The organism is Dyella kyungheensis, from assembly GCF_049913195.1.
GTDB lineage: Bacteria > Pseudomonadota > Gammaproteobacteria > Xanthomonadales > Rhodanobacteraceae > Dyella > Dyella kyungheensis.
Map to the genome: position 1 here is coordinate 373183 of NZ_CP183983.1, position 26545 is coordinate 399727.

Below are 26545 nucleotides of genomic sequence, written 5' to 3' on the forward strand. Positions count from 1 at the left end.
CACCTGCGGCGTAGAGTCCTCGCGCCATGACCGCACACGACGCCAGCGGCACCCTGGAACAGGCGCTGGCGCATACCGCGCGCCTGTTGGATCGCGACCCGGCGATGGCCGCCGAGCAGGCCGCCGAAATCCTCAAGGTGGTCGAAAACCAGCCCGTTGCATTGCGCCTGTTGGCCGCGGCGCGCGCAGCGCAGGATGACCTGCCAGGCGCCATCGACCACCTGCAGAAGTTGCTGCGCACGCAGCCCCATTGGGCGCTCGCTCATTTCGACCTCGGCATCGCGCTCGCTCGTAGCGGACGTGGACAGGAAGCCATCGCGGCATTGCGCAAGGCGGTCGCGCAGAAGCCCGATCTGTCGCACGCATGGCGTGCGCTGGGCGATCTGCTGATGGCTGCCGGTGAGCACGCCCAGGCCGACGCAGCGTATGCCCAGCACGTGCGCTATTCCACCAGCGATCCGCGTTTGCTGGCGGCGGCCACCGCGCTGGTCGAAAACCGCATACCGGAAGCCGAGGCGTTGCTGCGCGAACACCTGAAGCAGACGCCGACCGACGTGGCGGCGATCCGCATGTTCGCCGAGGTCGCCGCACGCCTGGGCCGTCTTGAAGATGCGCAACATCTGCTGGCGCGCTGCCTGGAACTGGCGCCCAGTTTTCATGCGGCGCGCCAGAACTACGCGCTGGTGTTGCATCGGGGCAACCAGCCGGAGCGCGCGCTGGTGGAGATCGATCGGCTGCTCGCGGTCGAACCCAACAACCTCGGCCATCTCAACCTCAAGGCCGCCGTGCTGTGCCGTATCGGCGACTACGAGCCGGCCATCGCCATCTATGCCGACCTGGTGGCACGCGATCCGCGCCATCCCAGCGTGTGGATGAGCTACGGCCATGCCCTGAAGACGGCCGGCCACACCGCGCGCGCCATCGATGCCTATCGTCGCGGCGTCGCGCTGCAACCGTCGTTCGGTGAGATCTGGTGGAGCCTGGCCAACCTCAAGACCTTCCGCTTCAGCGCGGACGATCTTGCCGTGATGCGGCGGCAACTGACCCGCGGCGACCTGGGTGAGGACGATCGCCTGCACCTTGAATTTGCCATTGGCAAGGCGCTGGAAGATGGCGGCGAGTACGAGTCGTCGTTTGCACACTACGCGCAGGGCAACGCCATACGCCATGCGCAGCTCAACTACCGCGCGGATGAAACGACGGCGCGCGTCGAGCATATCCGCCAGCGCTATACCAGCGAGTTCTTTGCCGCGCGCGCCGGCTGTGGCCATGCATCGGCCGATCCGATCTTCATCGTCGGCCTGCCGCGCGCCGGCTCCACTTTGATCGAGCAGATCCTCTCCAGCCACAGCATGGTGGAGGGCACCATGGAGCTGCCCGAGGTCACTTCGATCACGCGCAGCTTGCGCGAACAAGCGAATGCCGCCAGCGAGATGCCGTACCACGACGCGCTCGCGCTGCTCGATGCGAACGCGCTGCACGAGCTGGGCGAGCGCTATCTCGAGCACACGCGCATCCAGCGCAAGACCTCGGCACCGTTGTTCATCGACAAGATGCCGAACAACTTCATGCACATCGGCCTGATCCATCTGATGCTGCCGAACGCGAAGATCATCGACGCGCGACGGCATCCCTTGGCCTGCTGTTTTTCAGGCTTCAAGCAGCACTTTGCGCGCGGGCAGAGCTTCAGCTACAGCCTGCAGGATCTCGGTCGCTACTACCGCGATTACGTTGCGCTGATGACGCACTTCGACCAGGCACTGCCGGGTCGCATCCATCGCGTCATCTATGAACGCATGGTCGACGACACCGAAGGGGAGGTTCGGCGTCTGCTCGACCATTGTGGCTTGCCGTTCGAGGAATCGTGTCTGCGCTTCTTCCAGAACGAGCGGCCCGTGCGTACGGCCAGTTCGGAACAGGTACGCCGGCCGATCTACCGCGAAGGCGTGGATCACTGGCGCCACTATGACCGCTGGCTGGCGCCTTTGGAGCAGGCGTTGGGACCGGTACTCGGCTGTTATCCCGAGCCGCCGGCATGGGGAGTCTTATAGCCATTAACTGATAGGTGTCGTCACTACCGGGGAGGGTAAGTCGATGCAGAGGGTCAGGCCAAGACAGCCAATACGTACCGACAGGGTGCGACTAGCCAGGTTGCCGCTTGCCGCGGCGATCTGTCTTGCAGTGGCGCCAAACGTTTTCGCGCAGGACAATAGCCAGAGCCAGAATCCGCCGCAGAGTCCGGCCGCGGAACCCGCCACGCCGGCCAAGCCCAAGACGCTGGGCGCAGTGACGGTGACCGCACAGAAACGCGAGGAGAACCTGCAGAAGGTGCCGATCAGCATCAACGTGCTGGGCGGCGAGCAGCTGCAGGAACTGCACGTCAAGAGTTTCGACGACTACGTGAAGTATCTGCCCAGCGTTTCCTACCAGACCTTCGGGCCTGGCTACGCGCTGATCTACATGCGTGGCGTGGCCAGCGGCGGCGACGGCAACCACTCCGGTTCCCTGCCGAGCGTGGGTGTCTATCTCGACGAAGAACCGGTCACCACGATCCAGGGTCCGCTCGATATCCACATGTACGATATCGCGCGCGTCGAATCGCTGTCCGGTCCGCAGGGCACGCTCTACGGTGCCAGCGCCGAAGCCGGTGCGCTACGCATCATCACCAACAAGCCCGACCCGAGCGGATTTGCCGCCAGCTACAGCCTTGGTACCAACTCGGTCGATCATGGCGGCATCGGCTACGAGGCCGACGGGATGATCAATATCCCGTTGTCGCCCAGTGCAGCGATCCGCCTGGTGGGTTGGCACGAGCACGATGCCGGCTACATCGACAACGTAGTCGGCGAGCGCACCTTTCCCACCTCCGGCATCACCGTCAGCAACGCCAAGGGTTGCTCGGGGTCGGATCTGGTCTGCACCGGCGCGGCCAAGAAGAACTACAACGACGTCGACACCAGCGGTGCGCGTGCGGCGTTGAAGGTCAACCTCAACGACGACTGGTCGATCACGCCGTCGCTGATCGGACAGCAGACCATCGCCAACGGTAACGTGGCCTCTGATCCGCAGGTGGGCAGCCTGGCGATCACGCACTTCTATCCCGAAAAAACCAACGACCGCTGGATCCAGGCGGCGTTGACGGTGCAAGGCAAGATCGGCAACTTCGACCTGACCTATGCGTATGGCCATCTCAAGCGCAACCAGGAGGAATACACCGACTACAGCGACTACTCGTTCTGGTACGACACGCTGGCCGGCTACGGTGCCTACATCTACGACAACAGCGGTGCGCTGATCAATCCGTCGCAGTACATCCAGGGCAAGGACCGCTACACCATGGACAGCCACGAGCTGCGCATCGCCTCGCCCAAGGAAGACCGCCTGCGCGTGGTGGGAGGCCTGTTCTGGCAGAAGCAGGTGCACGACATCGAACAGGCCTACATGATCAACGGCCTCGCCGATTCGCTGGCCGTGCCGGGCTGGCCGAACACGCTGTGGTTGACTGAGCAACAGCGCAACGATCGCGACGAAGCGGTGTTCGGCGAGGTCTCCTACGACTTCATTCCCGAGACCTTGACCGGCACCATCGGTGGCCGCTATTTCCGCACCGACAACAGCCTGCAGGGCTTCTACGGCTTCAGCTCCGGCTATTCGCCCAGCTCGACTTACGGCGAGGCCGGCTGTATCACGCAGCAGCCTTATCACGGCGCACCGTGCTCGGACTTCTTCAAGACCACCTCGGAAACAGGCTCGCTCGGCAAGGCGAACCTGACCTGGCAGATCACCCCAAGCAAGATGATCTACGGCACCTGGTCCGAAGGTTTCCGCCCCGGCGGCATCAATCGCCGAGGCAGCTTGCCGCCGTACAAATCGGATTACCTGACCAACTATGAGCTGGGCTGGAAGACGACCTGGTTCGACAACCGACTGTCGTTCAACGGTGCAGTGTTCCGCGAGAAGTGGAAGGACTTCCAGTTCAGCATCCTCGGCGCCAACGGCCTGACCGAGATCAAGAACGCCGGCCAGGCGCAGATCGACGGCCTGGAGTCGGATCTCAACTGGGCCGCCACCTATAACCTGACCATCGGCGCGGGCATCGCCCTGTACAACGCGAAATTGACCGAGAACTACTGCGGCTTCACCGACACCAGCGGCACGCCGATCACCTACTGCCCCGCAGGCACGGTCAATCCGCTCACCGGTGACGTGGTGACCGGTCCGCAGGCACCCAAGGGCACGCAGTTGCCGGTGACACCGAAGTTCAAGGGCAACCTGATGGCGCGCTACACCTTCGACGTCGCCGGCATGGAGGCCTTCCTGCAGGCCGCCGTGGTGCACGTGGGCGAACGCACGTCGGACTTGCGCGTCGTGGAACGTGGCCTGGTGGGCAACCTGCCCGCATACACCACCGCCGACTTCACCGCCGGCATCAAGCGGCATGGCCTGTCGCTGGACGTCTATATCAACAACGTGTTCGACAAACGAGGCCAACTCTACCGCTACACCGAATGCGCCGAAGCCGTTTGCGCGGCACACGACGTGGTGCCGGGTTATCCCAATGGCCAGGTCTATACCGTCATGACGCCGCCACGCACGATCGGCATACGGTTGAGCCAGGAGTTCTAGTCAGGCGACCAAGGCGTCACGCAAACCTGTCGATGTTGCGTTTCACAGCCGGGCCCCATGGGGTCCGGCTTTTCTTTTTCTCCGGCCGGCATCGCTACGTCGCTGCCAGCCATTCGCCCTTTCGTCCATGGGTCAGCGGTGTCATACACCGAGGTCAGGCACGTTTATGCCTAGAGCTTGAGCCGAAAGAAACACCCATGATCAGCAGAGGAAATCCACCCACCCTGTCCGAGTCGCTGCGGACCGCGCTCGCCTAGGCGGACGACCCTCCGCCCGCAGCCGGTGTTGCGGCGGCTTTGGCACCTAAGGCCGCCCCGCCGGAGCCGTTTGGTTTCGCAAGGCAACCAAAAGGGCCGTCGGGAGACACTCACCATGACGATTCGACATGGTGCGACGCGGCCAGGGTACTGGCACTCCGCGCAGGTGCCGTCGCAGCCTATCTCCACGCGACAAGCGGAGGCCCCGTAGACATGCCGAAGATCCAGGTTGCCCGTGATTACTTCTTGAACGGCGGCCGCGAACTTGCGCGTCCTACAGAGCGTATGAAATGAATCGCGAGTTCCTGACCATTGTCGATCTCGAGGCCCAGCTCGATCGGCATCTGCAAAGACCGCGCGTCACGAATCTGGCGGCCGTGCGTGAGGCGGCCATCGCCTGGTCCCAGGCGGTGTGGTCCGCCAGCGGGTCGGCCGGCCTTCCGACCCTCACCTCGAGCGAGATCGAGCGGGGATTCGCCATTGCGCGTCGGCCTGTGTTCGTTCTCGGCTCCCACCGAAGCGGCACGACGATGGTGCGCGATCTGCTCGACCACCACCCAGCGCTCTCGGTGCTTCCCGCCGAAGGCACCATGCTCACCAATTTCGCGTGGCACCTGAAGCGACTGGAACCCGATAGCTGGCTGCCATTTCTCGGCTGCGAATGGCTGCGCAGACTCGCCAACCCGATCAACCAGCAGCCTTACTGGCTGCTTGGCCGTTCGTCGCCGGAAGGCTCGGCCTACGTTGAATTCGCTCGTGCCGTGCGGGCTTGGTGGCCCCTGGTCAGAACGCAGTTCGGGCCGCGCACAACGTCCTGGCCGCTGGTCGCGATCGCGCTTGCCTACGCGCATTGCACGAGAGGGTTTGGCGCTGGGTCAGCCTTGCAGCGATGGGTCGAGAAAACACCCGCCAACGAGCGCTTCCTGGAACGCCTGATGGCCGAATTTCCCGAGGCACGCATGCTCCACGTTGTCCGCCATCCTTTCGCGGTCTATGCGTCGAGCTGCAAGTCCCTGCGTGATTCGGGCCTTCCATCGAGCGAAGAGAGCCGGTTCCTGCGTCAAATGCGCCTGTCGTACCGGGAGGCGGCCAGCCGCTCCGTTCAACCTGCATCGGACTCATACTTGCTTGTTCGCTATGAGGACCTGCTCGAGGACACCGCGAGCGGCGTTCAACGGATCGCCTCCTTTCTCGGGATCGAGCCGCTGCCGATCCTGGCCCAGCCAACCGCGAACGGCATTCCCACCCCGAGCAACAGCTCGTTTGACAGCAGCAACGTGGCGGGGAAATTGAACCGGCGGCCGGCGGAGGTCGAGTTCAACTTGCTTACCGCGCGCGAACGCGAGCGATTGAGCGCGATGCTGGCCGACGATGCCGGAAAGCTGGGTTATCCGTTGCCGCCGCCACCTGCGTTGCGCCGACCACTGCTACAGATCTGGATTCACCTGGGCTGGGTGGTGGATCGCTTCAGGACACGCTGGATGCGTCTTCGTTCCGCGCATCAGCGGCCGTGACGAAGATCGGGCGCTGCAATCTCCCGCAGGACAGGGGCAGAGCAGACTTTCGCTGTCGCCCCGAATCGGATAGCCCACTTCCAGGACACGCCAGGGCAGTCGGCGATTCGCTGCCCTCGCATGTCGAGCCGATGCTCAGCTATTCACCGGTTTGCGGTATGCGCTGATGATCAAGCCGCTGCCATCGACAAGCAGGTAGACGGTTTCAGCGCCGTTGCGTCGCTCGACGATGTAGCGGTCCCAGCCGAAGTCGGTGACACCGCCGAACTTGTAGGACGTAACAGGCCCGAGTTTGGCCAGGTACTTTTCCCGATCGGGCTTCTGCTCTTGCCTGGCCTTTGCAAGTTCCGGGCTGATACCGGCGTCACCGTCGGGATCGCTCAGCAGAAGTTGAAGAGCTTTCTCGCTGCCGGCAAACGGCTTCTGCTCGGCAATTCGCTGGGCCAGCGCCTTGTGGATCTGGTCGGCCGCGGCTTTATTCACCCGATTTGCCCTGACGGCAACGTGTCCATCGACGCTGCCCACCAAGGCTTTCGTGCCGCCCTGGACGTCACGGAGAAAGTCGACGGAGGCGTTCATGCCCGGAATGAAGAATGCCTCGCTATTGCGGGGATAGAGATCCATCGGTCCCTTGAAGGCGACTTGACCGCTTATGCGAAGCACCAGGTGGTTGTCTTTGCGCGCGATGTCGATAACCGACAGGTCGCTCACCTTGTAGTAGCCCACGTATCCGTCGAGTACTTCCGTAGTCAACGCAACCGCTTTGTCCGCGGCTTTCATCTGCGCGTCGGGTGGCGTGACCTGCGCTGCAACAGCCGCCACACCGAGTGAAAGACCGGCAAGGCCGATGGCCGATGCGCGAGCCCACTTCTTGGGTTTCAGGAGCATGAGTTTGATCCTCTGTTCAAGGAATGACACGGATTCCGACATGCCGACCACCACGCCGGCGACTGTCGATCGGCTCTGCACGACTTCGATCAGGGTTTCGCAGTACTCGTGCAGGTTGCCTCCGCCGCTCAGGACGCGGGCATCGCAATCCACCTCGACGGCGCGCCGCAGCCGGTGCAATTGCCACCACATCGCGATGTTCCATGGCATGAGCACAACCAAGGCGAGCGCGAGCGCAAGCAGCTGAGGATCGCGCGCATTCAGATGCGAGCTTTCGTGCGCGATGACATGCCGCTGTTGCGCGTAGGGAGCCTGGGCGAGCCATGTCGGTACGACGATCCGGGGACGGAACACGCCAATCACGGCCGGTCCGACGTTGGGCGTGAACAGCACGGCGGCCTGGCACAAGGTTCCCGCCTTCCAGTGTCGCTTCTGGCGGCGCAACGCTGCGGCTGCGAAGGCGAAGACGCCCAGCAGGAGAGCGGACAGAGCCAGCCAGAGACAAACCATCGCTGTGTCGATACGGTGTGCCATTGAGGCACTGTGTTCCGCGACATCCCACTGGAACATGCCCGTGGGCATGGGTATGGATGTCGCTCCGCGTAGCGCGAGTGTGGTTCCCGGGGCGACGGCGTGTAGAGACACCGGAATCCGGATCGACGCGAAGGCGATGATCACGGGCAGGAGCGGCGACAGGATCATGGCAATCAACCATATTCCACGTGTCGCCCGTTGGCGCTGCTTAGCCGCATGCTCGGCGATCCATGCCGCCATGCTGAGGAACGCGGAGACCAGCGCCGCGTAGATCATCCAGGAAAGCATCAGGGTTTCTCCTTGTCCAGCCTCTCTGCCAACAGTTTCCGCATGCGAGCTATCTGCTCGGGGCTGAGCTTCTGGTCCGACACCAGCTGCGTCAGCACGAGCTCTGCGGAGCCGTTGAACAACTTGTCTGTCAGGTGCTTGAGCGCGCTCTTCTGTGCGGTCTGCTGCTTGATGCTGGCGAAGTAGCGGTGCCCTCGCCCCTCTTCGCTATGGTTGACGTAGCCTTTGGCTTCGAGGGTGCGGAGAACCGTGAGGACGGTCGTATAGGCCAGGTCATCCGTCAGGCGCTCGCGGACCTCGGCCACCAGCGATGGGCCGTGGTCCCACAGCACCTGAATCACGTCGGCTTCCCGGTCTGTCAGCGAGATCTTCATCAGCGCATCCGTCCATCTACTAGTCTTATAGTTATTAAGAATCCAAAGAGGCGGATTTGTCAACTAGATCTTTAGTAGTTGATGTCACAAGAGGGAGGCCGGGTATTTCGCGTCTGGAAAGTACACCTGGATTCCCGCCCTCCGGTTCCATCTGGATGGATGCGACGCTGGCCGTTGGCGTTCCTCTTCCCGAGGTTTGCCTGGGCCCCTTTTGAGCCAGTCCATTGCCGCCGTCTTAGCCCCTGAGACGGTGCATTGCTTTAGTCAGAAGTCATGGGCGTTTCGGCGAGAGTCAACACGGCACGATGGGTGTGGCCGCCGGAAAATACGTCCGCATCCGAATGCCGCATACGAGCAGCCATGACCCTATCCCGCGTCGATCCCAACCTCCTTTTCGCCTGGCAGGCCGCACACTCCATCGCTCGCGGCTCGCCATCTCCCGTTCTCGATCGTGGAGGCTTCCGAGTGGATACGCACTCGGAGAAGGAAGTGAAGCGCTGGGTGTTTCCGCAGTTGTGCGACGGGTTGCGCACCATCGCCCGTGACGTTACGGCGCCGCGACATTATTTGAAGCTTTGCGGCTCTGACGAGGAGCTGCGAAGTGCGCTGCCAGATCGTTGGGAGATTCAGCCGGCGAACTATTTCATGATGGCGACTGCGGTGGCCGACGATACGAAGCCTCTGCCGGAAGGCTACAGGATGGAGTTCGAGCGGGCCGGGGCAGTCACCCGGGCCAGCATCATCGGGCCGCAAGGCGATCTGGCCGCGAGCGGATGCGCGGCGGAAACGGCCGATGTCTTCATCTACGACCGAATCGAAACGGCGCAGGATCACCGGCGCAAAGGACTCGGGATTGCGGTGATGGTCGCGCTGGGTACTGCAAGAAAATCACCTGCAAGCCCACAGCTTCTGGTGGCGACAGAAGACGGCCGGAGCCTGTATGCGAACCTGGGTTGGTCGGTGCTGGCCCCATTCGCCGCTGCAACCATTCCGGAAGGTTGAACCTGCACGCGACGGGTCGTGCAGTCCGGACACGCTTTTCTCCATGCCATGCCGCCCAAAGACCGGCGCTAAGATGATCGCGCGCAAGGCGGGCGGAGGCGGCGATGTGGAAGCGGGTGGTCGGCTATGGGGTGCTGCTGGCGGCGGGAACGCTCGCGCTGCAGTGGCTCGATTACCAGCGCCTGGCGCGGATGCATTCGGGCGACATCTACCTATTCCTGGTCGCGGCGGCCTTCCTGGTGCTCGGCATCGTGCTGGGCGTACGCGTCTTTGCCACGCCGCCTGCGGCCACCTTCGACGGCAACCCGAAGGCGCAGGCCGAGCTGGGCCTGAGCGGGCGTGAGCTGGAGGTGTTGCACGAACTGGCCGCCGGCCACTCCAACAAGGAGATCGCCGCACGCCTCCACGTGTCGCCGAACACGGTCAAGACGCACGTGGCGCGGTTGTTCGAGAAGCTGGGGGCGAAGCGGCGCACTGAGGCGATCCGCCGTGCACGCGAGCTGGGGATCGTGCCCTGAAGCCGGGTTTTTCGGGTGAATAGGCCCAAATCACCCTTTCGGGCGATTGCCCGGTGCGGCCCGAACGCGGTCAATGGCGGCTACTTCCATCACTGAGGGGAACACCGTGTTGCGCACTATCCTTAAATACGGCGTGATCGCCGGCGTGGTCGTCGGCGGCTTCGAGTTCGTCACCTTTGCCGCGTTCTCCGGCATGCCGCCGCAGAAATACGGCATGCTGATCGGCTATACGACCATGCTGATCGCACTGAGCGCCGTGTTCGTGGGGATCAAGCGGCACCGGGATGTGGACCGGGGCGGGGTGATCGGCTTCTGGCCGGCGCTCGGCGTCGGGCTGGGCATCTCCTTCATTGCCGGCATCTTCTACGTGGCCGCGTGGGAGGCGGTGCAGTCGATGATGCACATGGATTTTGCCAACTCCTATGCGCAGGCCATCATCGCCAGCGAGAAGGCGAAGGGCGCCAGCGCCGAGGCACTGGCGAAACTGAGTGCCGACATGGAGGCCTTCAAGGTCCAGTATGCGAACCCGATGTTCCGCCTGCCGATGACCTTCGTGGAGATCTTCCCGGTCGGCGTGCTGGTATCGCTGGTCTCGGCGGGACTGCTGCGCAACAGCCGGTTCCTGCCTTTGCGCCGGGCTTGAAGGGCTCAGCCCGTGTACGGCCCTTTGACCTCGCCCCAGCCCCATTTGGGCATGGGCGCATCCTGATCCGCGCTGGCGCCCGGCTGCGAATTGATCACGGCCAGGCGCGAACCCCACTCCAGGTAACCGACCAGGGCCGAGCGAAACTCGGGGTCGTCCGGCATGCCCAGCTCGTCCGCCGTTTCCAGCAGCAACCCCACCCAACGTCGCCGTTGGGGTTGCGTCAGATGACGGTTGAGATGGCGCTGGATCATGTGCGGATGACCGCCATGCTGCGCGGAATAGGTCTGCGGACCGCCGAGCACTTCGGCCAGAAAGGCGGCGACGTGACTCGGATGATCGTCGCCCATGTGCTCGAACACAGGTCCCAACAAGGCGTCGGCCTTGACGTGCTGGTAGAACCGCGTGGTCAGGCGATTCAGTGCATCGATGCCGCCAAGCCATTCGTAGAGGGTGGGAACGTTTTGGTTCGACATGGCGACCTGGGCAGTGGATGTCAGCCACCTATCTAACATGGAAAGGGTGGACACTCGCGAATCGATGGGAGGATAGTTCTTATCCGGCGTAGCTTCGCCGTATGCGCAGGGAAGCGCCAGGCCGCTCGTGCATGTGTCCGCCGGAACGTCGCGGGCGCACCGGGTGTTCAACGTTTCAGCGAGGTGCCGTCATGGCCGATAAAGAGATTCCTGGCATTCGTCCCTATGACAATCCCGCCGGTGGATGGGGGGCGTTGCGCGCCACGGCCCGAGCCGTTCGCGAGCAGATGGACGCGGGCGAAGCGGCGGTGACGCTGCTGCGGACCAACAAGCCGGAAGGCTTCGATTGCCCCGGCTGCGCGTGGCCCGACAAGAAACACACCTCGACCTTCCAGTTCTGCGAGAACGGCGCCAAGGCGGTGACCTGGGAGGCGACCAACAAGCGCGTGCCGCCCACGTTCTTCGCTGCCCACACGGTGACGTCGCTGCTCGGCTGGACCGATTACCAGCTGGAGGACCAGGGGCGCTTGACGCACCCCATGGCCTATAACGCCGAGAAGGACATCTACGAAGCGATTGGCTGGGACGAGGCCTTTGCGCGCATCGGCGAGATCCTGCGCGGCCTGGATAGTCCGGACATGGCCGAGTTCTACACCTCGGGGAGGGCGTCCAACGAGGCGGCCTTCCTCTATCAGATCTTCGCCCGGGAATACGGCACGAACAATTTCCCGGACTGCTCCAACATGTGCCACGAAGCGACCAGCGTCGGCCTGCCGCATTCGATCGGCATCGGCAAGGGCACCGTCTCGCTCGACGACTTCGATCATTGCGAGCTGATCATCGCGATGGGTCACAACCCGGGCACCAACCATCCACGCATGATGGGCACGCTGCACGAAGTGGCGCATCGTGGCGTTCCGATCATCGTGCTCAATCCGTTGCGTGAGCGCGCGCTGGAACGGTTCGCCGATCCGCAGGATCCGTGGGAAATGGCGACGCTCGGCTCCACGCCGATTGCATCGACCTATCTGCAGGTGAAGGTCGGCGGCGATGCGGCAGCACTCAAGGGCATCATGAAAGCCCTGCTGGAGATGGACGAGGCGGCCGGCCCGGACTCGGACGTCATCGACCATGCCTTCATCCAGCAGCACACCCGCGGTTTCGATACGCTGGCCGCCGATCTGCGCAACACGTCATGGACGGCCATCGAGGCCGCCTCCAGCCTGAGCGAAGCGTCATTGCGCGCGGTGGCCGCGGCGTACGCCAAGTCGAACGCCACCATCGTCACTTACGGCATGGGCGTGACCCAGCACATCACCGGCACCCAGAACGTACAGCAGGTCGCCAACTTGTTGCTGCTGCGGGGCAACTTCGGCAAGCCGGGCGCGGGCATCTGTCCGTTGCGTGGCCATTCCAATGTGCAGGGCGACCGCACCGTCGGCATTACCGAGAAGCCGACGGCGGCCGTGCTGGCGCGCATCGAGCAGACGTTTGGCTTTCGGCCGCCGGCCGCGCACGGTCATGACGCGGTGGCTGCGATGCAGGCGATCATCGACGGCCGGTCCAAGGCGTTGATATGTCTGGGCGGCAATCTTGCGGTGGCGCTGCCCGATACGGAGGCATGCCTGCCGGCGATGCGTGGGCTTGAACTGTCCGTGCATGTCGCCACCAAGCTCAACCGCTCGCATCTGCTCACCGGCAAGCACTCGTTTATTTTGCCGTGCCTCGGCCGCACGGAGCGCGACCAGCAGGCCACGGGTCCGCAAGCGGTGACGGTGGAAGATTCCATGTCGATGGTGCATGCGTCGCGCGGCAAGCTCACGCCTGCTTCCGAAGCGCTTCGCTCGGAGCCCGCGATCATCGCCGGCATCGCCGCCGCCACCTTGCCCGGGAGCCGCGTGCCCTGGATGGATCTGATCGCCGACTACGACCGCATCCGCGATGCGATCGAAGCCGTGTATCCGGATTTCGAGAATTACAACGAACGCATCCGCGTGCCCGGCGGTTTCAGGCTGCCGTTGCCGCCCACGGAGCGGATCTGGAATACGCCGTCGGGCAAGGCGGAGTTTCTCTGCTTCAGCGGATTGAACGAAGATCCCGTTCTGGCGGATCCGAGCGTGCTCAAGTTGACCACGATCCGCAGCCACGATCAGTACAACACCACCATCTACGGACTGGATGATCGCTATCGCGGCGTGTTCGGGCGTCGCGATGTCGTCTTCATGAACCGGGACGATCTTGCGGAGCGCGGCATCGAGCAGGGCGACGAAATACAGGTGGAGACTGCATTCGGCCAAGGCAAGGAACGCCGCCTCAGCAAGCTCATCGCGATTGCTTACGAAATCGCGCGGGGATCGGTGGCGACGTACTACCCCGAAGGCAATTGCCTGGTGCCGCTGGATTACCACGACAAATCCAGTGGCACGCCGTCGTACAAGTCGGTACCGGTGCGCGTGTTGCGTGCGTCAGCCAGCTAGCCGGGGCAGAATGGGGTTTGCCCCGCTTTGCTCGGAATGGCTCATGCGCAAGACGTCCTGGAATCGACGCCTGGTTCTGTTGTTGATGCTCGCCAGCCCGGTTCCACCCGTGGTGCATGCGGATGTCGCCGGCGAGGTATCTCGCTCCGATATCGCCCTTGGGCAGCCCAATGTGTTGCCCACGCAGGCGGTGGGACTGGGCAACGGTGAACTGGGCGCGGCGTTCTGGGCCGCCGATGGAGTCACCGTCCAGCTCAACCGCATCGACACGCTGCCGTATCGGCGATCGCCGGGTCAGCTGGTTCTGCCGGACCTGAAGATGATGACGGCCGACCGGGCGTTCCGCGGCCGTCTTCGCTTGTACGACGGCATACTGGAAGCCTCCGGCGGCGGTGTTGCGCTGAAGGCCTGGGTCGATCGCGATGCCGACCGCGTGATCGTCGACCTCGATGGACTTCCCGTGGCCTCGCCACAACGCATCCGGCTCCAGCTGTGGGCGCCGCGCAAACCCAACGCTGTGGCGAACAACGACACGGCGTTTCTCGCCGAAAGCTGGCGCGACGACGCGTTGCCCGGCGCATCGGGTCGTCCGTTCGGCTCGCTGGCCGGCATACGCGTGCTGGGCAGGCAGGCGCGTGCCGTGGTTATCGATGCGCGCACCGTCGAGGTGACGGCGCTTCCCGATGCGAGCGGCCATCTTCGAGTGATCGCTGGCGCGCCTGCGTTCGACGGCAGCCATGCCGCGCGCGAGGTGATCCAGCAGGCGTTGAATGTTCCCGCCGATCGCGCCCACACCGAACAGTGGTGGCATGCGTACTGGTCGCGAGCGCTGGGTATCCAGGCGAACTCCGACGATGGCGTGGCGCGCTACGCCGAAACCCTGCGCACGCTGTATCTCTATGCGGCCGCCGCACATGCGGGCAGCGCCATGCCCGGCGCGCAGGCTGGCATTGCCGATCTGTTCTCGTCCAGCGCGGACGATCACTTCTGGGACCCGGCGGCCTATTGGTTCTGGAATACGCGCATGCAGGTGGCCGCCAATCTCGCCGCCGGCTTGCCCGAACTCAATGCGTCGGTGTTCGTGCTGTACCGGAACAACCTGGCCGCGATCAAACAGTGGACGCTGCGCCATATGGGCGGCCGCCCGGGCATCTGCGTGCCCGAGACCATGCGCTTCAACGGCAATGGGGTGGAGTACGAAAGCGATGCGTTCCGGCCTTTCGCCATCGTGACGCACAGTTGCGACCTGGGCTGGACGCCGACCTCCAACGCGCGGACGCTCAGTACCGGTGCCGAGGTCGGCTTGTGGGTATGGCGGACTTATCTGCAAACCGGCGACCGCGATTTCCTTCGCAGCAACTACCCGCTGATGGCGGAGGCAGCACGTTTCCTGCTCGCCTACCAGCATCGCGGCGACGACGGTCTGCTGCACACCTCGCCGTCGAATGCGCACGAAACGCAGATGGACGTCACCGATCCGGCGACCGATCTGTCGGCGATACACGCGCTGTATCCCGCCACGGCCGCCGCCGCCCAGGCGCTTGGCACGGATGCGCCATTGATTGGGCAATTGCAGCAGGCGCTGGCGAAGACGCCCTCGTTGCCGATCATGTCGGCACCCAGTGGCAGCGAGCCGGGGGCGCAGGTGTTGGCGGCCAGCGCCGACGCTAACGCGCCGTATCAGAACGGCGAGAACATCGGCCTCGAAGCGGTCTGGCCGTATGCATTGATCGGCGTCGACAGCCCGCTGTTTCGCACGGCGCAGACGACGTTCCAGTGGCGTCCGTTCAAGTACGCCGCGACGTGGAGCTACGATCCGGTGCAGGCCGCGCATCTGGGCCTGGGCGACGAGGCGGCCAAGGCCATCTTCGAGCTGGTGCAGCGCTATCAGGTCTATCCCAACGGCATGGCGGCCCTGCTGCACGATCAACCCAGCGAGTTCTACCTCGAACAGGCGGCAATCACGGCGTTGGCATTGCCATCCATGTTGGCGATCCAGGACAACGATCAGCTCGTCCGCGTTGGCGCTGCCATCCCCTCGGGTTGGACGATGCATGGCGCCGTCGCGCTTCAGCACAACGCCACCGTGGAGGTGTCTGCCGTCGACGGGCAACTGGTGTCGTTTACGCTCAAGGGCGCCGACGACACGCCGCTGACCTGGGTCACGCCATGGCAGCAGGCGCGGATGCGCGTGTGGCGGGATGGCGAGGCGCAGGCCAGCATCGATGCGCCGACCGGACGCTTCGTGTTTCATCCGGCATCTGGGCATGTTTATCGCTTCGCCTTGACCGAGCATCCGCCTCAGCCCGCATTCGAGACTCCGGCCGAAGCCACCGTGAAGTCGCTGGGCAACGCGTCGATCGGCCTGGGGCCGCCGTGTTGTGCACCTCCGGCACATTATGTCCAGGCTCAGGATCATTAAGCTGGGCGCGTCACCATCCCGGTATCGCCATGGACATCCGAACACTCCGCCCCAGTGATCTTGAACTCGTCTGCCGGCATCGCGAGGAAATGTTTCGCGATGCCGGCAGACGCGATGATGTACTGGCGCCGATGACCGCGCATTTCCGCGAGTGGCTCAAGCCACGCCTCGCCGACGGCTCGTACTTCGGTTTCATGATGTCCGACGATGGCGTCGACGCCGCGGGCATCGGCCTGATGTTGATCGAGTGGCCGCCGCATCCCGAACATCCGACGCAGGACAAACGCGGCTACGTGCTGAATGTGTTCGTCGAGCCCGCTTACCGCAAGCGTGGACTGGCGCGTGAGCTGATGGCGCTGGCGGATGCGGAGTTCGCGCGGCGCGGCGTGAGCTACGCCGTGCTGCATGCCACGGAGAAGGGCCGGCCGCTCTACCAGGGGCTTGGCTGGAACGGCACCACCGAAATGGCCAAGCCGATCTAATCCACCGCGACGCCCGCATCGCGCAGGCGTTGGCGCAAGCGATCGAGCTTGTCGCCGTAACGCAGGCTGCGAGCCGTGTCCTGACGTATCGGCTGGCGCACCTGCGCCGCGCTGGGTGTGCTCAGCACGGTGCGCGAGGTCTGGTGGAACGTCAGGCAGGCGGGATCGAAAGGCAGCTCGCAGAAATCCAGCAGGCGCCGGATCGAAGGTTCCGGCTCGGCGACCAACGTTTCGTAGGGCAGGTCGAGTACGCGGTCGGGATACTTGTCCAGCCAGAAACGCGTCAGCCGAAGAAAGTCGATGCAGTAATCGGCCATCTCATCGAGATCGCAAGTAAAACCTGCCTGCTCGGTGAAGCACTGGCGGTAGCACGCCAGGCAGGTTTCCACCGGATCGCGACGCACGATCACCACGCGCGCCGCCGGCAACATCGCCAGCGCGGCGCCTACCAGGTACCAGGTGACCAGGCTTTTGTCGGTGAAGCGCGGTTTGCGACGACGCCAGTGCGCCGTTCGCGCGAGATACTCCTGGCCCAGACGCTGCCACTCCCCGGCGCTGGCGTCCGGCGCCCACAGCGGAAACGCCGAGCGGCGCCGATGCGTTTCCGCATCGATCACCAGCGACATGTCCTTGATCTCGTTCGCACCCTCGACCTGCGGATGCGAAGCGAGGATCTGCTCTACCAGGCTCGAGCCCGAACGCGGAATGCTGACGATGAAGATCGTTTCCTGGCCGAGCGTGGGGTCCAGCGGCGCGGGCATGTCCTGTTCGAACATGCGCAGGATCGCATCGACGCGTCTGCGTTCGCCGACGGCATCCCACTTCACCCGTTTGCGCCGGGAGGCGTTGGCCAGCGCGAATACGTCGAAGGCCTGCACATAGTCGCCCTGGTCTTCCATCGCCTTGGCCAGCGTGAAGCCGAGCAGTTCGCAATGGCGCGGCGACAGGCCGTCGCGCGCCAGTGCGCTTTGCAATTGGGTCCTGTCCGCCACGTCGAAACGCACCGTGTTGAGATTGGACAGGCCAAACCACCCTTCGGCGTTGCCGGGATCCAGGCGCAGCACATCGCGAAAGCCCGCGATGGCCGCATCGATCTGGCCCAGGCTCGCCTGCGCCTTAGCCAGCGACAACTTGGCCAGGACATGCGAAGGCGCAAGCTCCAGCGCCTTCTGCAACACCGCGATGGCTTCTTCGGTCTGCGCCTGGCGCCAAAGCGCCTCGCCGAGATTGAACCACGCTGCTCCCGAGCGAGGAGCGAGTTCGCAGGCGCGTCGCAGATGCATCATCGCCTCGTCGATCTCGCCTTGCTCGTACAGGGCGATGCCGAGCCCCAGACGCAAGTCAGAATCCTCGGGCCAGTTCGGCAGCACCTCGCGGAAACAACGGATCGCCTGCACATGCTCGCTGCGGCGCTGCGCAGCCATGCCCAGCATGCGAATGGCGTCTGCATTGCCCGGCGCCAGCGCCAGCAACTGGATCAGCGAACGCTCGGCGGCATCGAACTGGCGCTGCCGCCATTCCCCACGCGCCTTGGCCCACAGGCGCGCGGCGGTGGGCGAGAGTGGTGTGGGTTGCGCGGTTTGCTGAGTCATCTCGTCACCGGCAGGCGTTGACGAAGGAGGCTACACAACTCGCGCGAACCCTGCAAAAAAGAGGCGCCGGGCATGCGCGCGGCGCCGGGGGAGAGCGACTGCGTGCACTACTCAAAAATCGTAGGCCACCGACAGGCGGACGCTACGCGGGGGACGCGTGTCCTGTACTCGCCCGTAATCGGGATTGGGGCTGCTGGTCGTACCGAACACGTTGTTGTAGAAAATCGGCGTCTGCTCGTTGAACACGTTGAACACCGCGAAGTTGAAGTCGAGCTTGTGATCGGCCCAGGCCGGCCGGTAATCCACGCTCAGGTCGAGGTTGTGGACCCAGGGCGAATTGCCCAGCGAGCCCGGTGGCACCGGCACGCCGCCGCACCAGTAATAGGTGTGCGAACCATGCAGGGCCAGCTGATCGGGACCGTAGCCGCCGCGGCACAGGCGCGGCGTGCCCGAGGTGACGTAGAGATTGGCGCCCACCGTCCACTGCGGGTCGATCGCGTACGCGCTGAAGATCTTGAATTGATGCGTGCGGTTGTTCGGCAGCACGCCGCTGGACCATTCCATGCGCTCGGGGAAATCCCAGGCGGTGGTGATCGATTCGTACGAACCGCCCTGTTGCGAGTACGTGCTCACCGGTCCTTCGTCGTTGCCCCAGGTGCGTGAGAACACGTAATCGAACTTGGCGAACCACTTGCCGTCCCACTGATGCTCCAGCGACAGGTCGAGCGAGTAGTAGCGGCGCTCCGGGCCTTTCGGAAAGCCCTGGTCCTGGGCGGTCAAAGTTACCGGCACCAGGCTGCCATTCGGCGCCTTCATCAGGATGTGGTTGGTCTCGCCCGGATTGATCAGGATCAGGCTTTGCGCCCAGTCCGTACAGCTGTCGGGCGTCATCCACGCATAGCCCTGGTTGCGGCCGGCGGTGCACTCGCGTTGCTCGTCGTCGAAGTCGTCGATGATGCGGTTCATGCGCTGATACGTACCGGTGGCACCGAACACCCACGACGTTCCCAGCATCTGGAACTGCTGCTGCATGCCGAGCACGTAGTTATCGGAGAACTCCGCCTTGATGCCTTGTGCAGCGGAGATGCGCGGGTCCTTGGCCTGGCCGTATTCGTTGTCGACGGATACACCGGTATCCGGCGTCTGCGGCAAGGGCTTGAAGCCGATCGGCACGCCGGTGTTCGGATCGATGCCAGTGTAGGTACCGTACACGCCGGCATTCACCACGGGCGCGGCGATGGACAGCGCCACCTGTTCCGGCAGCGCCAGATAGTAGCGGCCGGCATTGCCGAACACCTTCAGGGTGGAATCGCCGTGCACGTCCCAGCTGAAGCCCAGGCGCGGCGCCCATTGCGGCTTGGTTTCGCGGATATAAGGCACGCCGGATGCGTCGTAGTTGACGAATTGATCGTTGCGCAGGCCGATGTTCAACAGCCAGTCGGGCGTGACCTGCCAGTTGTCCATCACGTACTGCGCGCGTTGCGATACCCGCAGCGAGGCCACGCTGAGGTCGACGTGCCGCTGCACGTAATAGCAATGCTGCTTGCCGTCGGAACCCATATGGCATTGGTCCGATGGCGCCACGTACGGCGGAATATTGGGGTCGGTGCCGAACACCGGCGAGCCCGGATCGCTTTCGCCGTAGATCCATTCGTAACCCGGACCGGTGTTCTGCGAGCCGTCGTTCAGATCCCAGGAGTTGATGTTGTCGACACCAACCTGCAGGTCGTGGTCGCCCAGCTTGTAGTTGAGGCTCAGGCGATAGTTGGTGATCGATTCGCTGTGGTTCGGGTCGGCAATGGTCGAGTTGACCTGCGAGTTGCGGATGCCGCCGGGCGGAACGAAGTTCGGATCCTGCACGGAGGCGCTGGAGATGTGCGGCAACTCCGGATCGAAGCCCGGGTACGCCGGCTGCGCGGTGTAGTAGTGGCCGTGCATCTTGCCGAACATCGCGTTCAGCGTGAGGTTGTCGGTGATGTAGGAGGTGTAATTGGCCACCCACATGGTGAACGACGTCTTGGCCGTCTGGTCCAGGCTGTTGAAGTCGCCGCGTTGCAGGGTGTCGTAATCGAAATCGTAGAAGGTGCCCGTGGTCTTGTGCGAATTCTTCAGCGCGGTGACCGAGAACACGTTGCTGTCGTTGATGTTCCAGCTCAGCTTGCCGTACAGCTTGGGATCGCTGACGCTGACCGCTTCGGTGGTGGCGCCGCCGCCGAATTCCGAAGTCGTCTTGTAATGCGTCTTGTCCTGCTCGGCGGCGATGTACAGGAACAGCTTGTCGCGGATCAGCGGGCCGCTGATGTACGCGTCGTAGATGGTTTCGGCGGAGCTGTCGTTCTTGTGATAGACGGCGATGTCGCCCGGACGATTGCCGACCGACGTCTCCAGCGGATTGGCGTAGTAATAGTTGTCGGGATCGGCGCGCAGGCTGGCCGGTTGCGTCAACGCACGCGCACCGAAATGCCATTCGTTGGAGCCGCTCTTGCCGATCTGGTTGATCACGCCGCCGATGGAACGGCCATAGCGGGCGTCGTAGCCGCTGATATAGGTCTGTTGTTGGTCGATGGCGCCGAAGGGCAGGGTGATGCCGCCCTGGTTGTTGAGCGCCTCAGTGACGTTCATGCCGTCGACGTAGTACGCGTTCTCCGCGGTCGAGGCACCGCCGAACACATTGATCGGCGTGCCGAGCGGGCCCTTGGTCAACTCGGGCGAGCCCATGTTGACGCCGGGCGCGAGCATCGCGATGTCTTCGGCGGTGCGTGCCAGCGGCAGCTGCTGCAGTTGCTTGGCCGTCACCGTGGTCACCTGGTTGGTGGTGCTCACGTCGATCGGCGGGATCGAGTTGGCCTTGACGCTGACCGACGACAACGTCACCGCGTTGGCTGCGTCGCCGGCCGAAAAGTTGACCACCACCGCGCCTGCCGCCACCGGACTGACATCGTCGCGCGTCTGCACCACCTTGCCGTCCCGCAGCAGCGACACCGTATAGGAGCCGACCGGCAGCGTGATCGAGTAGCGGCCGGACGCATCCACCGGGATGGTGCGGTTGAAGCCCGCGCCGCTGGTGATCTGGACGCTTTCGTTCGATGCCACCGGCACCGTGCCGTAGATGGTGCCGTTGGTCGCCTGCGCCCAGGCGCCACCGCTCAGCCCCAGGGCGATCGAACCGATGGCTAGCGGCAACGCCTTGCGCCGGAGAACCTGCTGGGGATGCAACGCGCGCAACGATTTGCCCCTCATGATCATATGCACTCCACTCTGTTGAAACGCCGGTACTGCGCTTTCCGGTGTGGATGCCGTCTGCCGGCTTCATCGCGTGATCGATGAAGCTACGGCCGCTCCCACCGGCAGGTGATGCGAAATCGGATGCTTGGATACGACGTGGCCTGCCGCGCCGGCAACGCGCCATGACGTGGCGGCCCGAGGCTGTCCACGGCAATGCAAACGTTGAAGGTGGCGCTTTGAACGAACCCCGGTCAGCTCAAGTGCACGATCGAGCGTAGTCGTCGTCAGGCGCGAGCCGCCAATGAAAAAAATTCGTCACACCATAACTGCGGGTTATGGTGTGGCACACATGCGGCATCGATGCATGACGGATGGCACGCGCGCTCTGCGTGCGATCACGTCCACACGTTGACGAACACCGTGATGATCACCGCATTGGTGAAGTCGATCAGGAACGCGCCGACCACGGGAGCAACGAGGAAAGCGCGCGGTGCGGGGCCGAAACGTTCGGTCAGCGCGCTCATGCAGGCCATCGCGTTGGCGGTGGTTCCCAGCATGAAGCCGGTGAAGCCGCTGGCCATCACGGCGGCATCGTAGTCGCGGCCCATCAGCTGCAGCAGCGGCCAGCAGCACAAGGCCACCACCAGCACGGACTGCAACATCAGGTTGACCAGCAGGGGCAGCGCCAGGCCGGCCAGGTCCCACAGGTGCAGGTCCATCAGCACCACCACCAGGAACAGCGAGAGGCTCGCGTTGCCGATCAGCTCCATGCTGCAGACCGACAATCCGAACCAATGGAAGTGATCGTCGATGTTGCGCAGGACCGCGCCCGCCAGCATGGCGCCGATATAGCTCGGCAAGGTCAGTCCGAGCATGCCCAGGCCCTGGCTGATCCACGCGCCGATACCCATCGCGATCAGGATGAAGACGAGGCTCTTGAGTCCGGCATGCGCCGGCTCGATGAAGCGGCGCTCCGGCTCCGTCGCTACCTTGGCCGCTGGCTCGCCCGCGTCGATTCGTGTCGCCGCGGCCGGATAGAGGCCGAGGCGCTCGATCAGCAGCGCCGCCAGCGGCGAGCCGAGGATGGAACCGCAGACGATGCCGGCCATTGCATTGGCCAGCGCCACGCTGCGCGCCCCGTGCACGCCGGCCTTGGCGAATAGCGGCGCGAACGCCAGACCGGTGGCGGGACCGCCCGCCAGGGTGGCCGATCCGGTGACTACGCCAAACAGCGGCGGTAAACCAAACGCCCTCGCCATGCCGATACCGAGCAGGTTCTGCACAACCGCCAGACCGCTGGCCAGTCCAAGAAACATCAGAATCTGGCGGCCGCCGACCTTGAGCAGACTGGCGCTGGCGTTGAAGCCGATCACGGTGAAGAACGCGATCATCAGCGGTTGCTCGAAGCTCGTGTCGAACTGCAACGGCGTGATGCCCCAGTGCCTGCACACCAGCATCGCCAACGCCACCAGCAGCCCGCCGATCACCGGCGCGGGAATGCTGAAGCGCATGAGCAGCGGCACGCGTTTTCGAATGGCGTAGCCGACGAGCAGCAGCAGGCCGCCGCAGGCCAGTGTCTGGATCGAATCGAGTGTCAGCACGCGCAAGTACCCTGGTCGGCCGCCATGGCGAGTCTATAGGCTCACGCAGGGAAGCAGGCGAGGAGATGGTCCGTGATGGATTCGACGCCCATGCTGACCGGGTCCTGGCACGGCAGTCCAAACCATGCGCCGATCCGCTCGCAGGTGGCCGCCGCCTCGTGTGCCTGCATGCACGACGTGTTGAGCGCAATGCCGACCGGTTTGACGGTCGGGTTGGTCAGGCGTGCCGCGGCCAGATTGGCCTCCATGCAGGCCACCAGATCGGGCATCGGATAATCGGGCAGTCCGCGCATGTGGCGCCGCGGCGGTTCGTGGCACAGCACCAGCGCGTCCGGTTGCGAGCCGTGCAGCAAGCCGAGCGACACGCCAGCGAAGGACGGATGGAACAGCGAGCCCTGTCCTTCGATCAGATCCCACCCGTCATCGTCGCGCGCGGGCGAGATCGCTTCCGCCGCGCCGGAAACGAAATCCGCGACCACCGCATCGATCGGTATGCCCGAGCCGGCGATCAGGATGCCGGTCTGCCCCGTCGCGCGAAAATCCGCCGGACGGCCGCGCCGTCGCAACGATTGTTCCAGTGCAAGCGCCGTGTACATCTTGCCCACCGAGCAATCCGTGCCGACGGTAAGCAGGCGCCGTCCCAGACGCGGCTTGCCGGTGCCCACGGCGATGCCTGGCTGAGGTGCCCGTGCATCGAACAGCGTGAGTCCATTTCGCCGTGCCGCGGCAACGATCTCGGGTTGGTCGCGCAAGCGCTGATGCAGGCCCGACACGACATGCAGGCCGGCATCGAGCGCGGCGATGGCATCGGCGATGGTCTGGGCATCCATCACACCGCCGGCATTGGCGGCGCCGATGACCATGCTGTGCGCGCCGCTGGCCCGGCCTTGCGCGATCGCAAGGTCGGGCAAACCCAAGCTCACCGTGCAATCGGGGCGGCGATGCTGGCCAAGGCACTGCGCCGGCCGCCAGTGCGCCAACCCGCGCGCCGTCTTGATGGAGAGCTCGTCGGTGGCGCTGCCCAGGTAGAGCAGGTACGGCGGATTTGCCCTGGCGCCTGCGGTTTCTTCGCCTTGCTCGGACATCGGCAATCGCTCCTTGTTTGCTGATGGTCTGCTGCGCGCTGGAATCGGGCGTGAAGTGCTTGCCGCTACGCAGGCACGATAGCGTGCAAAGGCGTCCGGCACGGCCTGCTGCATGGCCCCGAGCATAGTCACGGCCCGTTGCGCGTCGCCAATGAAAAGATGGGCATATGGCATAACCGGCGGTTGTGGACGCCGTACGATCCGCGTACGGTGCCCTGGCGTGGTTGGGCGGTCTGTGCACAAGCGCCTCCCTCGGCACGCGTGACGCGAGCTATCGCCAGATGAGGTGGGAGGGGAACGGAACATGCGTCTCCGTTACATCGAGCTGTTCCATGCGGTCCTGAGCACGGGCAGTCTCACGGGAGCGGCCAACCTGTTGAACATCTCGCAGCCCGCCGCGAGCAAGGCCCTGCAGCAGGCCGAAAGCCACCTGGGCTTCCCGTTGTTCAGCCGCGTGCGCGGCCGCTTGCAGCCGACCCAGCAGGCGCTGCTGATGCGCCACCAGATCGACAAGCTGATGCGCGATCTGTACGACCTGCGGCGCCTGGCCGGCAGCATCACGCGCCCGGAAAGTCAGCCGTTGCGCGTCACCTGCACGCCCACGCTGGCACAGGCCCTGGTGCCCGACGCGATCGTTCGATTGGGCAAGGCCTATCCCGAAACCGTGGTCGAGTTGTTCACCCAGCACTCGGCGGTGATGTGCGAATCGCTGATGCTGCGCGAAGCCGATATCGGCCTCACCCTGCAGGACGTCAGTCACCACGGTCTGTTGCAGGAGCCGCTGTGCCGCGCCGCGATCATGGCCGTGGCACCGCCCGGATGGTGGCCGAAACGCGAGCTGGAACGGCCGCTGTCGCTCAGTGCGCTGGCCGACCAGCCGATGATCGGCATCACCGTGCAGGACGCGCTGGGCGCCATGCTGCAAACCCACCTGTCGATGGTCAAGCCGGCACCACGCACCAGCGTCTGGGTGCAGACCTACCAGCTGGCGTGCTCGCTCGTCGCGCGGGGCGGCGGCGTGGCGCTGGTCGATCCGTTCACCGCGCAGTGCACCAAGGAACCGGTGCAGAAGCGTGCACTGAAACTGCAGATGGACGTTGTCCTGTATGCGGTCTACCGGCCGGACAGTCCACTGAACTGCGTGCAGCTGCGTTTCCTCGACTACGTGCGCCAGCTGGCGAAGGGCATGTTGGCCGGTGCCGCCTAGTTCGTTTCGCCTGGGATGAAGATGCAAGACCCGTTTCATGCATGGCTGGGAGGCCCTATGAAACAACTGATCGCGAGTGGTTTGCTGTTGGCGACGTTCGCTGCCGCGGCGCAGACCGATCTGCCGGCCGTCAAGGTCACGGCCCCGTATTCATCGATCCACGCCGGTTATCTGATCTCCGGCGATTTCAGGGTCGATCCACGCATGCCGTCGGTGGTGTATCCCGCGCAGGCGCTGGTGAAAGACGACATCCTCAGCATCGAGCCGGTGCACCTGCAGGACAACGAATACCTGGTACTGCAGGAGTGCGCCTCGGCGGATTGCCACGAAGCCTCGATCGTCCGCTATTGGAACTCGGACCATATCGGCGGCGACGATACGCGCCGCAACCGTGTGTGGATCACGCATGAGAACAAGTACTTCCTCTGGTTGAAGCGTTTGCCGGAAGTATCGGGGCAGAGCTGCGGCCAGGGCTGGTTCAAGTCCGACGCCACCACCACGAAATGCGGCAGCCACTTCACCACCTTCCAGCAGATCAGCCCTCCGCTGATGCTGATACCCACTGGCGAACTGGCGGCCTATCACCAGGATGTCCTGAAACAGGCCGTGCTGACCGACCCCGAGCCCGTGATCAGCCAGACCCACGAAGGTTCCACCTATGTGGTGACCTACGAGGGCGGCAGCACGGTGCGCGTGCGTCGCATGCATGCGGCGCAGGACGGCGGGCAGGAGGATCAGGCCTCCAAGGGTTCGCCAAAAAGCTGATCAAAGCGTCCATTCGACCTGAGCTCGCGTGAGCCGTATCTCGCCGTTGCGCCCCATCTCGCCTGATCGAAAAGTTGTTGCGGCAATCCGGCAATAACTTTCGAATCGGCGTGCGCGAGCATGCGAATTCCTCGGTAGGCCAAGGCTTCCGCGCTAACCTGAACAGGCATGGCGTGCAAGAGGGGTGGGGCAATCCGCCGCGGCTTCGGCACTTTTTTTGTGACGCAAGTCTTAATTACTATGAGAACTGGCCGACAAAGTAAGTCAGCCGACAGCAGGCAAACGTGGAGCTTTGCCCGCCGGTCAGTGCCATTGCGATCGCAGGGCGTGGACCGGCGAGGATCGGACAACAGGGGCGTCAGACCTATCAGAACCAGGGGGCAATGGCTGAAGTAACCGGCCATTGTTGAAAGAACCAACGTGAGTGCATCGACGCCTTCCGCAAATCCGCGGATGAGGCGGTGTATGCGCGCACCTTGTGGACCGTGTGCGTGGTTCTCCCGTGTTTTTGTTCCCTGGCCTTTTTGGCCGGGTGGCGACCCTGTGTGTCCGGATCTCTCTTTCAGAAG

At 64.0% G+C, this 26545-nt stretch carries 18 protein-coding genes; 11 read left to right on the top strand and 7 right to left on the bottom strand.

Annotated features, from left to right (window positions below; translation table 11 throughout):
* Positions 1–26 precede the first annotated feature (26 nt).
* From ACN9MB_RS01495 to ACN9MB_RS01505, 3 genes are all read left to right on the top strand, one after another.
* Positions 27–2051 carry a tetratricopeptide repeat-containing sulfotransferase family protein gene (locus ACN9MB_RS01495; RefSeq protein ID WP_426270530.1) on the top strand — a complete coding sequence of 675 codons (2025 nt, stop codon included), beginning with the start codon at positions 27–29 and terminating at the stop codon, positions 2049–2051.
* A 43-nt stretch (positions 2052–2094) separates the two neighbouring features.
* A complete protein-coding gene (locus ACN9MB_RS01500) occupies positions 2095–4626 on the top strand; it encodes a TonB-dependent receptor (protein WP_426270531.1) in 2532 nt (843 codons plus the stop codon).
* 547 nt (positions 4627–5173) lie between these two features.
* Entirely contained in the window at positions 5174–6397 is a 1224-nt protein-coding gene (locus tag ACN9MB_RS01505) for a sulfotransferase family protein (protein ID WP_426270532.1), read from the top strand.
* Positions 6398–6532: 135 nt separating this feature from the next.
* Here ACN9MB_RS01505 and ACN9MB_RS01510 read toward each other — a convergent pair whose 3' ends face one another.
* Both ACN9MB_RS01510 and ACN9MB_RS01515 read right to left on the bottom strand, forming a co-directional pair.
* Positions 6533–8107: a M56 family metallopeptidase gene (locus ACN9MB_RS01510; RefSeq protein WP_426270533.1), complete on the bottom strand. Its 1575-nt coding sequence runs from the start codon at positions 8105–8107 to the stop codon at positions 6533–6535.
* A complete protein-coding gene (locus ACN9MB_RS01515) occupies positions 8107–8481 on the bottom strand; it encodes a BlaI/MecI/CopY family transcriptional regulator (RefSeq protein ID WP_426270534.1) in 375 nt (124 codons plus the stop codon). The genes ACN9MB_RS01510 and ACN9MB_RS01515 overlap by 1 nt, the downstream gene beginning before the upstream one ends.
* A gap of 360 nt (positions 8482–8841) precedes the next feature.
* On the opposite strand from ACN9MB_RS01515, the gene ACN9MB_RS01520 reads away from it, so the two are divergent.
* The 3 genes from ACN9MB_RS01520 to ACN9MB_RS01530 all read left to right on the top strand — a co-directional run bounded on the left by ACN9MB_RS01520 (position 8842) and on the right by ACN9MB_RS01530 (position 10644).
* Positions 8842–9483, top strand: coding sequence for a hypothetical protein (locus ACN9MB_RS01520; protein ID WP_426270535.1), 642 nt, complete (start codon positions 8842–8844; stop codon positions 9481–9483).
* Between the two features lie 104 nt (positions 9484–9587).
* Positions 9588–10001 carry a helix-turn-helix transcriptional regulator gene (locus tag ACN9MB_RS01525; RefSeq protein WP_204637480.1) on the top strand — a complete coding sequence of 138 codons (414 nt, stop codon included), beginning with the start codon at positions 9588–9590 and terminating at the stop codon, positions 9999–10001.
* A 106-nt stretch (positions 10002–10107) separates the two neighbouring features.
* Positions 10108–10644 (top strand): DUF4199 domain-containing protein, encoded by a 537-nt coding sequence (locus ACN9MB_RS01530; protein ID WP_426270536.1) that lies wholly within the window; start codon positions 10108–10110, stop codon positions 10642–10644.
* Positions 10645–10649: 5 nt separating this feature from the next.
* On the opposite strand, the gene ACN9MB_RS01535 is transcribed toward ACN9MB_RS01530, so the two are convergent.
* Complete coding sequence (locus ACN9MB_RS01535) at positions 10650–11120, bottom strand: group II truncated hemoglobin (protein WP_426270537.1); 471 nt, start codon at positions 11118–11120, stop codon at positions 10650–10652.
* A gap of 191 nt (positions 11121–11311) precedes the next feature.
* Here ACN9MB_RS01535 and ACN9MB_RS01540 point away from each other — a divergent pair, with 191 nt between their 5' ends.
* The 3 genes from ACN9MB_RS01540 to ACN9MB_RS01550 are packed head-to-tail and all read left to right on the top strand — an operon-like array spanning position 11312 to position 16501.
* On the top strand, positions 11312–13597 hold the full coding sequence (locus ACN9MB_RS01540) for an FdhF/YdeP family oxidoreductase (protein WP_426270538.1): 2286 nt from the start codon (positions 11312–11314) through the stop codon (positions 13595–13597).
* 43 nt (positions 13598–13640) lie between these two features.
* On the top strand, positions 13641–16019 hold the full coding sequence (locus tag ACN9MB_RS01545) for a glycosyl hydrolase family 95 catalytic domain-containing protein (RefSeq protein WP_426270539.1): 2379 nt from the start codon (positions 13641–13643) through the stop codon (positions 16017–16019).
* A gap of 29 nt (positions 16020–16048) precedes the next feature.
* Entirely contained in the window at positions 16049–16501 is a 453-nt protein-coding gene (locus tag ACN9MB_RS01550) for a GNAT family N-acetyltransferase (RefSeq protein WP_426270540.1), read from the top strand.
* Here the strand turns inward: ACN9MB_RS01550 and ACN9MB_RS01555 are convergent.
* The 4 genes from ACN9MB_RS01555 to dgcN all read right to left on the bottom strand — a co-directional run bounded on the left by ACN9MB_RS01555 (position 16498) and on the right by dgcN (position 24004).
* Entirely contained in the window at positions 16498–18093 is a 1596-nt protein-coding gene (locus tag ACN9MB_RS01555; protein ID WP_426270541.1) for a sulfotransferase, read from the bottom strand. The two genes, ACN9MB_RS01550 and ACN9MB_RS01555, sit on opposite strands and share 4 nt — an antisense overlap.
* A gap of 111 nt (positions 18094–18204) precedes the next feature.
* The gene (locus ACN9MB_RS01560) at positions 18205–21333 is read right to left on the bottom strand and encodes a TonB-dependent receptor (protein WP_426270542.1); all 3129 of its coding nucleotides are present in this window, start codon (positions 21331–21333) and stop codon (positions 18205–18207) included.
* Between the two features lie 380 nt (positions 21334–21713).
* Positions 21714–22919, bottom strand: a complete 1206-nt coding sequence (gene gltS / locus ACN9MB_RS01565; protein ID WP_426270543.1) for a sodium/glutamate symporter — start codon at positions 22917–22919, stop codon at positions 21714–21716.
* Positions 22920–22960: 41 nt separating this feature from the next.
* Entirely contained in the window at positions 22961–24004 is a 1044-nt protein-coding gene (gene dgcN / locus ACN9MB_RS01570; protein ID WP_426270544.1) for an N-acetyltransferase DgcN, read from the bottom strand.
* A gap of 304 nt (positions 24005–24308) precedes the next feature.
* On the opposite strand from dgcN, the gene ACN9MB_RS01575 reads away from it, so the two are divergent.
* Positions 24309–25211: a LysR family transcriptional regulator gene (locus tag ACN9MB_RS01575; RefSeq protein WP_204637490.1), complete on the top strand. Its 903-nt coding sequence runs from the start codon at positions 24309–24311 to the stop codon at positions 25209–25211.
* Positions 25212–25268: 57 nt separating this feature from the next.
* Complete coding sequence (locus tag ACN9MB_RS01580; RefSeq protein WP_426270545.1) at positions 25269–25976, top strand: hypothetical protein; 708 nt, start codon at positions 25269–25271, stop codon at positions 25974–25976.
* Positions 25977–26545 lie beyond the last annotated feature (569 nt).

What these genes read in the sequence shown, in the direction of transcription:
- ACN9MB_RS01495 (WP_426270530.1), top strand. Translation starts at nt 27, where the DNA reads ATGACCGCACACGACGCCAGCGGCACCCTGGAACAGGCGCTGGCGCAT.
- ACN9MB_RS01500 (WP_426270531.1), top strand. Translation starts at nt 2,095, where the DNA reads ATGCAGAGGGTCAGGCCAAGACAGCCAATACGTACCGACAGGGTGCGA.
- ACN9MB_RS01505 (WP_426270532.1), top strand. Translation starts at nt 5,174, where the DNA reads ATGAATCGCGAGTTCCTGACCATTGTCGATCTCGAGGCCCAGCTCGAT.
- ACN9MB_RS01510 (WP_426270533.1), bottom strand. Translation starts at nt 8,107, where the DNA reads ATGCTTTCCTGGATGATCTACGCGGCGCTGGTCTCCGCGTTCCTCAGC.
- ACN9MB_RS01515 (WP_426270534.1), bottom strand. Translation starts at nt 8,481, where the DNA reads ATGAAGATCTCGCTGACAGACCGGGAAGCCGACGTGATTCAGGTGCTG.
- ACN9MB_RS01520 (WP_426270535.1), top strand. Translation starts at nt 8,842, where the DNA reads ATGACCCTATCCCGCGTCGATCCCAACCTCCTTTTCGCCTGGCAGGCC.
- ACN9MB_RS01525 (WP_204637480.1), top strand. Translation starts at nt 9,588, where the DNA reads ATGTGGAAGCGGGTGGTCGGCTATGGGGTGCTGCTGGCGGCGGGAACG.
- ACN9MB_RS01535 (WP_426270537.1), bottom strand. Translation starts at nt 11,120, where the DNA reads ATGTCGAACCAAAACGTTCCCACCCTCTACGAATGGCTTGGCGGCATC.
- ACN9MB_RS01540 (WP_426270538.1), top strand. Translation starts at nt 11,312, where the DNA reads ATGGCCGATAAAGAGATTCCTGGCATTCGTCCCTATGACAATCCCGCC.
- ACN9MB_RS01545 (WP_426270539.1), top strand. Translation starts at nt 13,641, where the DNA reads ATGCGCAAGACGTCCTGGAATCGACGCCTGGTTCTGTTGTTGATGCTC.
- ACN9MB_RS01550 (WP_426270540.1), top strand. Translation starts at nt 16,049, where the DNA reads ATGGACATCCGAACACTCCGCCCCAGTGATCTTGAACTCGTCTGCCGG.
- ACN9MB_RS01555 (WP_426270541.1), bottom strand. Translation starts at nt 18,093, where the DNA reads ATGACTCAGCAAACCGCGCAACCCACACCACTCTCGCCCACCGCCGCG.
- ACN9MB_RS01560 (WP_426270542.1), bottom strand. Translation starts at nt 21,333, where the DNA reads ATGAGGGGCAAATCGTTGCGCGCGTTGCATCCCCAGCAGGTTCTCCGG.
- dgcN (WP_426270544.1), bottom strand. Translation starts at nt 24,004, where the DNA reads ATGTCCGAGCAAGGCGAAGAAACCGCAGGCGCCAGGGCAAATCCGCCG.
- ACN9MB_RS01575 (WP_204637490.1), top strand. Translation starts at nt 24,309, where the DNA reads ATGCGTCTCCGTTACATCGAGCTGTTCCATGCGGTCCTGAGCACGGGC.
- ACN9MB_RS01580 (WP_426270545.1), top strand. Translation starts at nt 25,269, where the DNA reads ATGAAACAACTGATCGCGAGTGGTTTGCTGTTGGCGACGTTCGCTGCC.